Annotated in this window: 10 protein-coding genes, 1 tRNA gene and 1 pseudogene; 7 read left to right on the forward strand and 5 right to left on the reverse strand. The window is 72.0% G+C overall.

Going from position 1 to position 9684, the window contains the following annotated elements:
* Positions 1-357 (reverse strand): annotated as a pseudogene (locus EEJ42_RS38100) (hydrolase); the annotation flags it as partial.
* Positions 357-1190: an SOS response-associated peptidase gene (locus EEJ42_RS38105; RefSeq protein WP_123106747.1), complete on the reverse strand. Its 834-nt coding sequence runs from the start codon at positions 1188-1190 to the stop codon at positions 357-359. The gene EEJ42_RS38105 and the pseudogene EEJ42_RS38100, both read right to left, overlap by 1 nt.
* A gap of 48 nt (positions 1191-1238) precedes the next feature.
* On the opposite strand from EEJ42_RS38105, the gene EEJ42_RS38110 reads away from it, so the two are divergent.
* The 4 genes from EEJ42_RS38110 (at position 1239) to EEJ42_RS38125 (ending at position 4925) form a co-directional block, all read left to right on the forward strand.
* Positions 1239-1952 carry a M50 family metallopeptidase gene (locus EEJ42_RS38110; protein WP_123106748.1) on the forward strand — a complete coding sequence of 238 codons (714 nt, stop codon included), beginning with the start codon at positions 1239-1241 and terminating at the stop codon, positions 1950-1952.
* Between the two features lie 135 nt (positions 1953-2087).
* Complete coding sequence (gene aroA / locus EEJ42_RS38115) at positions 2088-3464, forward strand: 3-phosphoshikimate 1-carboxyvinyltransferase (RefSeq protein ID WP_123106749.1); 1377 nt, start codon at positions 2088-2090, stop codon at positions 3462-3464.
* Between the two features lie 12 nt (positions 3465-3476).
* On the forward strand, positions 3477-4484 hold the full coding sequence (rsgA, locus tag EEJ42_RS38120; RefSeq protein ID WP_123106750.1) for a ribosome small subunit-dependent GTPase A: 1008 nt from the start codon (positions 3477-3479) through the stop codon (positions 4482-4484).
* Positions 4485-4601: 117 nt separating this feature from the next.
* On the forward strand, positions 4602-4925 hold the full coding sequence (locus tag EEJ42_RS38125) for a DMT family transporter (RefSeq protein ID WP_123106751.1): 324 nt from the start codon (positions 4602-4604) through the stop codon (positions 4923-4925).
* Here the strand turns inward: EEJ42_RS38125 and EEJ42_RS38130 are convergent.
* A complete protein-coding gene (locus EEJ42_RS38130; protein ID WP_123106752.1) occupies positions 4922-5584 on the reverse strand; it encodes a TetR/AcrR family transcriptional regulator in 663 nt (220 codons plus the stop codon). The two genes, EEJ42_RS38125 and EEJ42_RS38130, sit on opposite strands and share 4 nt — an antisense overlap.
* Before the next feature lie 102 nt (positions 5585-5686).
* Here EEJ42_RS38130 and hisN point away from each other — a divergent pair, with 102 nt between their 5' ends.
* Both hisN and EEJ42_RS38140 read left to right on the forward strand, forming a co-directional pair.
* Positions 5687-6481, forward strand: a complete 795-nt coding sequence (gene hisN, locus EEJ42_RS38135) for a histidinol-phosphatase (protein ID WP_123106753.1) — start codon at positions 5687-5689, stop codon at positions 6479-6481.
* Between the two features lie 213 nt (positions 6482-6694).
* On the forward strand, positions 6695-7087 hold the full coding sequence (locus EEJ42_RS38140; protein WP_123106754.1) for a CBS domain-containing protein: 393 nt from the start codon (positions 6695-6697) through the stop codon (positions 7085-7087).
* 81 nt (positions 7088-7168) lie between these two features.
* Here the strand turns inward: EEJ42_RS38140 and EEJ42_RS38145 are convergent, their stop codons facing one another.
* The gene (locus tag EEJ42_RS38145) at positions 7169-8635 is read right to left on the reverse strand and encodes a catalase (protein WP_123106755.1); all 1467 of its coding nucleotides are present in this window, start codon (positions 8633-8635) and stop codon (positions 7169-7171) included.
* 182 nt (positions 8636-8817) lie between these two features.
* Between EEJ42_RS38145 and EEJ42_RS38150 the strand changes: the two genes are divergently transcribed.
* Positions 8818-9231, forward strand: coding sequence for a Fur family transcriptional regulator (locus EEJ42_RS38150; protein ID WP_123106756.1), 414 nt, complete (start codon positions 8818-8820; stop codon positions 9229-9231).
* 137 nt (positions 9232-9368) lie between these two features.
* Here EEJ42_RS38150 and EEJ42_RS38155 read toward each other — a convergent pair.
* A tRNA-Met gene (locus tag EEJ42_RS38155) sits at positions 9369-9442 on the reverse strand.
* Between the last annotated feature and the right edge of the window lie 242 nt (positions 9443-9684).

Raw genomic sequence — 9684 nt, forward strand, 5'->3', positions numbered from 1 at the left:
CGCGCTGCGGCCGCCCGCGACGACCGGCAGGCCGGGCCGCTCCAGCGCGGGCCACAGCGCGCGCCAGCCGGTGTCGAGGGTCTTGGGGGCGGGCGCGACCTTCTTGCCCGCCACCCGCCACGGCTGTTCGACCAGCGCGACGCTCACTCCCCGCGGCGGCAGCGCGGCGGCCAGCGCCCGCAGGTCGCGCGCCTCGATGCCGCCGCCCGCGCCGTGGGAGACGGCCAGCACGGTGTGCGCGCCGGAGGCGTGGTGCCAGGTGATGCGGGCGTCGCCGCCCGGGGTCGGCACGGTCTCGGCGGTGGGCGTCGTCCCAGTCGTCCCAGTGGTCCCCGTGGTCCCTTTGGTGCGCGTCATCAGAACAGCGTGCCCTCTTCCGGGCCCTCCAGCTCCTTCAACAGCTCCGGGCCGTTGTTACGGACGTCACTCACCCCGGTCGCGACGGGGTACGCGCGCAGCAGCCCCGCGGGCGGCGGTGCCAGCAGCGGGAGCAGATCGTCGGGGTCGGTACGGGCGGGATCCAGCCAGGAGGCCCACCGGTCCTCGGTGAGGACGAGCGGCATCCGCGGATGGATGTCGGCCAGCGAGCGCGGGCCCTCGTCCCCGGCGGCGCCGCCCGCGAACGGCTCCCGCTCCGCCTCGGTGGTGATCACGGTGCAGGTCACCCACCAGGCGCGCGGGTGCTCGTCCGGCAGCGTGCGGTCCCGCCAGAACTCGTACAGCCCGGCCATCGCCATGACCGAACCGTCCACCGGGGTCACGAAGTATGGCTGCTTGCGCGGCCGTTTACGCTTCCCCTTCTCCTCCAGCTGCCGCTCCCCCGACCCGGTGACCCACTCGTAGTAGCCGTCGGCGGGCAGGATGCAGCGGCGCGCGGCGAAGGGGCGCCGGTACGAGGGCTTCTCGTGCACGGTCTCGGCCCTGGCGTTGATCATCTTCGCGCCGCCCTCGGGGGACTTCGCCCAGGACGGGACGAGCCCCCACTTCAGCGCCCGCAGCTGGCGGACCGGCTGCGGCCCGGCGGCTTCGGCCTCGGGGCCCTTGAGCGGGCGTTCCAGCACCGCGTACACGTCCTTGGTGGGCGCGACGTTCCAGTCGGGCGCCAGTGTCTCCTCCGGCTCCCACTTCTCCACCCCGAAGACCCCGACGAGATCCTCGGGTCTCCGGCTCGCTGCGTATCGACCGCACATAGGTGCCACACTGCCACGACGCAACCCGACGCGAGGAGCCGCCCGCACATGGACGTAACGAACGCCGCCGACCTGTGGGACCGGGTCGTGGGCGCCCAGCCCGACCCCACGCTGTGGCTGGTGGCCTCCACCGGGTTGATAGCCCTCGCCGTCGTCGTCTTCCGCACCTCCTGGCGCATATCCCGCAATGCGATCACGATCGCCCACGAGGGCGGCCACGGACTGGTCGCGCTGCTCAGCGGGCGGCGCCTGGACGGCATCCGGCTGCACTCGGACACCTCGGGGCTGACCGTCTCGCGCGGCAAGCCCACCGGCATCGGCATGGTCCTCACGGCGGCCGCCGGGTACACCGCGCCCTCCCTGATCGGGCTGCTCGGCGCCTGGCTGCTGGCGGCGAACCACATCACGGCGCTGCTGTGGGGCACGACGGCGCTGCTCGCCGTGATGCTGGTGATGATCCGCAACGCGTACGGCGTGCTCACGGTCGTCTCCGCCGGGGCCGCCTTCTTCCTCGTCTCCTGGCTGACCGAGCCGGACGTACAGGCCGCGTTCGCGTACGGCGTGGTGTGGTTCCTGCTGCTCGGCGGCGTCCGCCCGCCCTTCGAACTCCAGCGCAAGCGGCGGTCCGGCGGTGCGTACGACTCCGACCCCGATCAGCTGGCCCGGCTCACCAACGTTCCGGCCGTGGTGTGGCTGCTGCTCTTCCACGTCGTCTCGCTGAGCTCGCTGATCGGCGGCGGCCGCTGGATGCTGCGACTGTGACCCGTACGGGCCGGATGCGCCCCGTACACACCCTCGTCGCGCCCCTCCACCGCCTGTACCAGCGCTGTGTTTCGACTGGGTTTCGCCACTTTTGATCAAGATTCGCACTCTCGGTGAGCCACTAAAGTGAGACCCATGACCGGCATTGAGACTTCCCCGGGCGATCACACCGCCCTCTGGCCCGCCCCGACCGCTGACGGGGCGGTCGACGCGACCGTCACCGTGCCCGGATCGAAGTCCGTCACCAACCGCGGTCTGATCCTGGCCGCGCTCGCCGCCGAGCCCGGCTGGCTGCGCCGGCCGCTGCGCTCCCGCGACACCCTGCTGATGGCCGACGCGCTGCGCGCGATGGGCGTCGGCATCGAGGAGACGGTCTCCGACAGCGCCTTCGGCGCGGGCGGCTCCTCCGGCGGCGGCGAGGCCTGGCGGGTCATTCCCGCCGGACTGCACGGCCCGGCCACCATCGACGTCGGCAACGCGGGCACCGTGATGCGCTTCCTGCCGCCGGTCGCCTCCCTCGCCGACGGCCCGGTCCGCTTCGACGGCGACCCGCGCTCGCACGAGCGCCCGCTGCACGGCGTGATCGACGCCCTGCGCGCCCTCGGCGCCCGCATCGACGACGACGGCCGCGGCGCGCTGCCGATGACCGTGCACGGCGGCGGGGCGCTGGACGGCGGCCCGGTCCGCATCGACGCCTCGGCGTCCTCCCAGTTCGTCAGCGCGCTGCTGCTGTCCGCGCCGCGCTTCAACCAGGGGGTCGAGGTGCGCCACATCGGCGCCGCGCTGCCCTCCCTGCCGCACATCCGGATGACCGTCGACATGCTGCGCGCGGCGGGCGCGCGGGTCGACACGCCGGAGGCGGGCGGCGAGCAGGGCGTGTGGCGGGTCGCGCCGAGCGCGCTGCTCGGCCGCGACCTGGTCGTCGAGCCCGATCTGTCCAACGCGGCGCCGTTCCTGGCCGCCGCCCTGGTCACCGGCGGCCGGGTGACCATCCCGGACTGGCCGGAGCACACCACCCAGCCCGGTGACGCGCTGCGGCAGATCTTCACCGACATGGGCGGTTCCTGCGAGCTGACCGACGCCGGGCTGACCTTCACCGGCACCGGCCGGATCACCGGCATCGACGCCGATCTGCACGAGGTCGGCGAGCTGACCCCGGTGATCGCGGCGGTCGCGGCGCTGGCCGACTCCGAGTCCGTCCTGCGCGGCATCGCCCATCTGCGGCTCCACGAGACCGACCGGCTGGCCGCCCTCGCCAAGGAGATCAACGAACTCGGCGGCGAGGTCGCCGAGACCGAGGACGGGCTGCGCATCCGGCCGCGCCCGCTGCACGGCGGGATCTTCCACACCTACGAGGACCACCGGCTGGCCACCGCCGCCGCCGTGCTGGGCCTGACCGTCGAGGGCGTCCAGATCGAGAACGTGGCGACCACGGCCAAGACCCTGCCCGACTTCCCCGGCCTGTGGACCGGAATGCTCGACGCGGCGACAGCCACGGCGCGGAGAGCCTGAGGGCGTTCCGCCATGCGCCGCTACGGCAAGCACACCGACGAGGACGACGTACGGGTCCGCCCCAACCGCAAGGGCAACCGTCCGCGCACCCATATCCGCCCCAAACACGAGGACGCCTCCGAGGGCATGGTCCTGACCGTCGACCGCGGTCGGCTCCATGTCCTCATCGAGGGCCGCACGATCATCGCCATGAAAGCCCGTGAACTCGGCCGCAAGGGCGTCGTGGTCGGCGACCGGGTCGCGGTCGTGGGCGACCTGTCCGGCGCCAAGGACACCCTGGCGCGCGTGGTGCGCGTCGAGGAGCGGTCCTCCGTACTGCGCCGGACCGCCGATGACGACGACCCGTTCGAGCGGGTGGTCGTCGCCAACGCCGAGCAGCTGGCCATCGTCACCGCCCTCGCCGACCCCGAGCCGCGGCCGCGGCTGATCGACCGCTGTCTGGTGGCGGCGTTCGACGCGGGGCTCGAACCGCTGCTCGTCCTCACGAAGTCCGATCTGGCGCCCGCCGACGGCCTCCTGGAGACCTACCGGACGCTCGGCGTGCCCTTTGTCGTCACCAACCGCGAGGAGCTGGCCGACGGGGAGGCCGCGGACCGGATGCGGGAACGTCTCACCGACCGGATCACGGTCTTCGTCGGCCACTCCGGCGTCGGCAAGACCACTCTGGTCAACGCCCTGGTGCCGGAGCGCAAACGGGCCACCGGACGGGTGAACGCGGTCACCGGCCGCGGCCGCCACACCACCACCTCGGCGCTCGCGCTGCCCCTTCCGGACGACAAGGGGTGGGTGATCGACACGCCGGGCGTGCGGTCCTTCGGACTGCACCATGTGGACCCGACGAGGGTCATCCACGCCTTCCCCGACCTGGCGGCGGGCACCGACGAGTGCCCGCGCGCCTGTAGCCACGACGAGCCGGACTGCGCCCTGGACCAGTGGGTGGCCGACGGCCACGCCGACCCGGCCCGGCTGTACTCCCTGCGGAGGCTGCTCGCCACCCGCGAACGGCGGGAGGGCGACTGACCCGGGTTTGCCGCCTCCCCGGTGAGGTAAAGGGATAATCGCACCGAAGCAACCGGGCGAGAGGCCAACCCAGGCAAACAAACGCAGCCGTCAGCGGTACGTACGGGAGGAATCTGTATGGCGTGGCTGCTGGTCGTGGTCGCCGGGCTCCTGGAAACGGGCTTCGCCGTCTGCCTCAAGCTCTCGCACGGCTTCACCAGGCTCTGGCCGACGCTCGCGTTCTGCGCGTTCGCGCTCGGCAGCTTCGGACTGCTGACGCTGTCCCTGAAGAAGCTCGACGTGGGGCCCGCGTACGCGGTCTGGACGGGCATCGGAGCGGCCGGGACGGCGATCTACGGCATGGTCTTCCTCAACGACCTGGTCTCCGTGCTGAAGATCGTCTCCATCACGCTGGTGATCATCGGCGTGGTGGGCCTCCAGCTGTCCGGCTCGGGGCACTAGGGGTTACGGGCGAGCGCGCCGCGCACCGCGCTCGCCACCTCCACCGGGGGCGCGGGCACCAGGACGTACGACAGCGCCAGCCGCGCGGCCGTCTCGCAGGCCCGCGCCAGCTCCACCGGCCCGCCCGGCGGCCACTCCGCCTCCAGCAGCCGCACCGCGCGGTCCCGTGCCTGGCCCAGCAGATCGACGGGCGTGGGCACCGGCTCCACGGCGGCGACCCGGGACGAGCGCGGTGAGCCCGGCGGGCGCGGCGGGCCCGGCTGGCCACCGCGCGGGGCCGGATGTGTGGGTGACGGGGGCGCGGGTGACAGCGCGGGGCACGGGAGCCGTTCGCTCCAGCATCCGGTGAGCACCGCCCGCACCAGCGGGTTCTCGGTCCCGGCCCGGACCGTCCACACGGCCGCCGCCGCCAGCCGCTCCCCTGGCCCCGCGGCGCCCGGTACCCCGGTCAGGGCCCGCTCGACGCCGTTGAGATACGCCTCGGCCTCGCGCCGCACCAGGGCTCGCGCGAGGCCGTCCTTGCCACCGAACTCGTTGTAGAGGGTCTGCCGCGACACCCCGGCGGCCGCGGCGACGTCCGTCATCCGGATCCTGGCCCACGGGCGGCGCGCGAGGGCGGCGAAGGCCGCGTCGAGCAAGGATTCACGCGCTGCGGGCATCGTCGCCTCCCCGGCTTTCCGCGTGCACAGAATTGACGGCGCGCCAGATGCTGTCAAGAGCCTCCTGTGGATCGCCCCGATGTGGCTCGATACTGTTCGGCCATGGCCGACTACCACGATGACCTGCGTTTCGCCCATGTACTGGCCGACGCCGCCGACGCCCAGACCATGGAGCGGTTCAAGGCGCTCGACCTCAAGGTCGAGACGAAACCCGACATGACGCCGGTGAGCGAGGCCGACAAGGCGGCCGAGGAGCTGATCCGCTCCCAGCTCCAGCGCGCCCGCCCGCGGGACGCGGTGCTCGGCGAGGAGTTCGGCAGCGAGGGCACCGGGCCGCGCCGCTGGGTGATCGATCCGATCGACGGCACCAAGAACTACGTCCGCGGGGTCCCGGTGTGGGCCACCCTGATCGCGCTCATGGAGCGCGGCGCGGGCGGCGACCGGCCGGTGGTCGGCGTGGTCTCCGCACCGGCGCTGGGCCGCCGCTGGTGGGCCGCCGAGGGGCTCGGGGCGTACAGCGGGCGGAGCCTGTCCTCGGCGACCCGGCTGCACGTGTCGAAGGTGGCCGAGCTGGGGGACGCGTCGTTCGCGTACTCCTCGCTCAGCGGCTGGGAGGAGCGCGGCAGGCTGACCGGCTTCCTCGACCTGACCCGCGCCTGCTGGCGCACCCGCGGCTACGGCGACTTCTGGCCGTACATGATGGTCGCCGAGGGATCGGTGGACCTGTGCGCCGAGCCGGAGCTGTCGCTGTGGGACATGGCGGCGAACGCCGTGATCGTCCAGGAGGCGGGCGGCCGCTTCACCGGGCTCGACGGCGTACCGGGCCCGAACAGCGGCGACGCGGCGGCGTCCAACGGGCTGCTGCACGGCGCGATGCTGGACTACCTGCGCCCGTAAGCGGGAGGCGCAGGGCTGTCAATCGGGGCGTATAGGCGTACGAAGGGGCGGATGGGCTTCCGCGCGCCCTTGTTGTGCCCACCGGAGCATGTGAACATGAGAATCCAGAACCTTGTGAACTTGTGAATCCTTTCTCGATCGGTTCCGGCGCCGCACGACACCCCCGGAACACGGCGGGAAAGGCACACCAAGGAGGTGGCTCCATCCATGCCCATGTACGTCCGTGACGCCATGAGCTCGGTGGTCCTCACCATCGGCCCCGCACATACGCTCCGTCAGGCCGCCGGCCTGATGTCCGCCCGCCGGGTCGGGTCGGCCATCGTGCTCGACCCCGACACCAGCGGCCTCGGCATCCTCACCGAGCGGGACATCCTCAACTCCCTCGGCGCGGGCCAGGATCCGGACCACGAGACCGCACACGCCCACACGACCGCCGACGCCGTCTTCGCCGCCCCAGGGTGGACCCTGGAGGAGGCGGCCCGCACGATGTGCCAGGGCGGCTTCCGCCATCTGATCGTCCTGGAGGCGGGTGATCCGGTCGGGGTGGTGTCGGTGCGCGACATCATCCGCTGCTGGGCCCCGGCGCCACAGCCCGCACTGGCCTGACCCCGGCAGGGCGAACCCGTACGAACGCGGAGAGGCCGGAGCCCAGCGGCGTCCGGCCTCTCCGGTTTTACGGCAAGCGCCTCAGCTGCGCAGGGCCTGGACCGCGGCCTCCAGCCGCTTGCCGTAGTCCGCGTCCGCCGTGCGGAAGTTGTCGATCGCCCGCTGCGCGATGTCGTCGCGCGAGACCTGCGCGATGAAGCCCGCGAGGTTGGCGATCAGGCGCTCCTTCTCCTCGTCCGACATCAGCCGGTAGAGGGTGCCCGCCTGGACGAAGTCGTCGTCCTCGGCGTGCGAGGGCGCCTCGTGGTCACCGGTCACACCGCTGACCGCGGACGGCTGCCACAGCGGCCGGTCGGTCTGCGCCGGGCCGCCGAAGCTGTTCGGCTCGTAGTTCTTGGCGCCCGCGTGGCGGCCGTCGTACAGCACGCCGTCGCGGCCGTGGGTGCGCGCCTCGGTGGCGTGCGGACGGTTCACCGGCAGATGGTCGGCGTTGATGCCGACGCGGTAGCGGTGGGCGTCGCCGTACGCGAAGAGACGGCCCTGGAGCATCTTGTCCGGGGACGGGCCGATGCCGGGCACCAGATGGGCCGGCGAGAAGATCGACTGCTCGACCTCGGCGAAGATGTTCCGCGGGTTGCGGTTCAGCTCCAGCGTGCCGATCTCGATCGGCGGATAGTCCTCGTGCGGCCAGACCTTGGTCAGGTCGAACGGGTTGAAGCGGTAGGTCGCCGCGTCCTCCGCGGGCATGATCTGCACCTGGACGGTCCAGGTCGGGAAGTCACCGCGCTCGATGGATTCGCGCAGGTCGCGCTGGTGGCTGTCCGGGTCCCGGCCCGCGAGCACCGCGGCCTCTTCCGAGGTCAGGTTCTTGATGCCCTGGTCGGTCTTGAAGTGGTACTTGACCCAGAAGACCTCGCCCGCGGCGTTGTTCCACTGGTAGGTGTGCGACCCGTACCCGTTCATGTGGCGGTACGAGGCGGGGATGCCGCGGTCGCCGAACAGCCAGGTCACCTGGTGGGTGGACTCGGGCGACAGGCCCCAGAAGTCCCAGACGTTGTCCGCCTCCTGCGAGCCCGTGTACGGGTCGCGCTTCTGGGTGTGGATGAAGTCGGGGAACTTGATGGCGTCCTTGATGAAGAACACCGGGGTGTTGTTCCCGACCAGGTCGTAGTTGCCGTCCTCGGTGTAGAACTTCAGCGCGAAGCCGCGCGGGTCGCGCACCGCGTCCGCCGAGCCGAGGTTGCCCGCGACCGTCGAGAAGCGCAGGAACGTCTCGGTCTGCTTGCCGACCTCGGAGAGGAACGCCGCGCGCGTCCACCGGGAGACGTCGCGGGTCAGGGTGAAGGTGCCGTACGCCCCGGCGCCGCGCGCGTGCACGATCCGCTCCGGGATCCGCTCGCGGTTGAAGTGGGCGAGCTTCTCGATCAGGTGCTGGTCCTGGATGAGGACCGGACCGCCGGCGCCCGCCGTCTCGCTGTTCTGGTTGTCCGCCACCGGAGCCCCGGACTCCGTGGTCAGCGGACCCGTGATGTTCTCCTGGACCGTCACGTGCGCCTCCTGCGTACTCGCGTCTGTCCCCCGGTCCGAGCCCCCGGTCTGGTGCGAGCTCGATCGAACTCGATCCTATCTTGGACATTGTCTAAGTCAAGAAGGCCTGGAGACTGATACCCGATCCGGGCATGGACGCGACCACTGCTACCCTGTCCTTATCTGACTGATAGGTGAATGGCATGAGTGACCTGCTGAAACGACTCCGGGGACGCGGCTGGCGGCTGACCGCGCAGCGGCGTGTCGTCGCCGAGGTCCTCGACGGGGACCACGTGCACTACACCGCCGACGAGGTACACGCGCTGGCGGCCGACCGTCTGCCCGAGATCTCCCGCGCGACGGTGTACAACACCCTGGGCGAGCTGGTCTCGCTCGGCGAGGTGATCGAGGTCAGCACGGACGGCCGGGCGAAGCGCTACGACCCGAACGCGCACCACGCGCACCAGCACCTGGTGTGCGCGCGCTGCGGCACGATCCGCGACGTCCACCCCGTCGGCGACCCCCTGGCCGACCTGCCCGCACAGGAACGGTTCGGCTTCGCGGTCTCCGCGGTCGAGGTGACCTACCGCGGGGTCTGCCCCGACTGCGCGGCCTGACGGCACAAGGCCCCGGGAGCGCCACCGGCGCCCCGGGGTCACGCATATCCGCTCGGGTCATCCCTCGGGAGCCCCTTCTCGGGGCCGGACATGACGAAGGGCCCGGATCTTCAGAAGATCCGGGCCCTTCGTTCTCGTAGCGGGGACAGGATTTGAACCTGCGACCTCTGGGTTATGAGCCCAGCGAGCTACCGAGCTGCTCCACCCCGCGTCGGTGTGAAGCAACCTTAACCCGAGGCCAACGCCGGGAGCAAACCGGTTACCCGGGCGTCACCGGCGAGGGCCCCAAGACACCTTCTAGGCCCCCGTCGGAGGGTCTACGCGGTCAGCTCCTGCTGGAGCGCGTCCCGCAGCCGGGCGGCCCGCTCGGCGACCTCCGCCGGGCCCAGCTCGACCGCCCGGGCGCACCACCGCTGCCCCTCGGTCAGCGCGCCGCGGCGGGCCGCGAGCAGC

The organism is Streptomyces botrytidirepellens (assembly GCF_003721215.1).
Classification (GTDB): Bacteria; Actinomycetota; Actinomycetes; order Streptomycetales; family Streptomycetaceae; genus Streptomyces; species Streptomyces himastatinicus.

Coding starts and splice junctions, on each gene's coding strand:
- EEJ42_RS38105 (WP_123106747.1), bottom strand. CDS start 1,190: ATGTGCGGTCGATACGCAGCGAGCCGGAGACCCGAGGATCTCGTCGGG.
- EEJ42_RS38110 (WP_123106748.1), top strand. CDS start 1,239: ATGGACGTAACGAACGCCGCCGACCTGTGGGACCGGGTCGTGGGCGCC.
- aroA (WP_123106749.1), top strand. CDS start 2,088: ATGACCGGCATTGAGACTTCCCCGGGCGATCACACCGCCCTCTGGCCC.
- rsgA (WP_123106750.1), top strand. CDS start 3,477: ATGCGCCGCTACGGCAAGCACACCGACGAGGACGACGTACGGGTCCGC.
- EEJ42_RS38125 (WP_123106751.1), top strand. CDS start 4,602: ATGGCGTGGCTGCTGGTCGTGGTCGCCGGGCTCCTGGAAACGGGCTTC.
- EEJ42_RS38130 (WP_123106752.1), bottom strand. CDS start 5,584: ATGCCCGCAGCGCGTGAATCCTTGCTCGACGCGGCCTTCGCCGCCCTC.
- hisN (WP_123106753.1), top strand. CDS start 5,687: ATGGCCGACTACCACGATGACCTGCGTTTCGCCCATGTACTGGCCGAC.
- EEJ42_RS38140 (WP_123106754.1), top strand. CDS start 6,695: ATGTACGTCCGTGACGCCATGAGCTCGGTGGTCCTCACCATCGGCCCC.
- EEJ42_RS38150 (WP_123106756.1), top strand. CDS start 8,818: ATGAGTGACCTGCTGAAACGACTCCGGGGACGCGGCTGGCGGCTGACC.